The sequence below is a fragment of the Arthrobacter sp. SIMBA_036 genome (genome assembly GCF_046535135.1).
Lineage (GTDB): Bacteria > Actinomycetota > Actinomycetes > Actinomycetales > Micrococcaceae > Arthrobacter.
Genome location: NZ_JAWRXG010000161.1, coordinates 1 through 273 on the forward strand (window position 1 = coordinate 1; position 273 = coordinate 273).

At 59.0% G+C, this 273-nt stretch carries 1 protein-coding gene; it reads left to right on the forward strand.

Annotated elements, in window-relative coordinates; translation table 11 throughout:
• Window positions 1–273, forward strand: a 273-nt coding sequence (locus SB659_RS19490) for a DinB family protein (protein WP_410551595.1), incomplete at both ends; no start/stop codon positions are given.

A 273-nucleotide genomic window follows, 5' to 3' on the forward strand; every position in this document is an offset into this window, starting at 1 on the left:
GGGTTTTCCGCAAGCTCGCCTATAACAATGCGCTCGCCAATGTCAGATTGCTCGACGCCTGCCTCCGGCTGCAGTCGGGCGAGTTCGAAGCGCATCGCACCAGCTTCTTCCCTTCGATCAAGATGACGCTGAATCACATCATCACCGTCGACTGGTTCTACGTGGATGGGCTGGAAGGCGGCAGCCTCGGACCCGATGCATGGAAGATCGAAGAGCCGTTCGATACACTTGAAGCGCTGAGCCCCGAGCAGCGGACTGTCGATGCACGCCTTG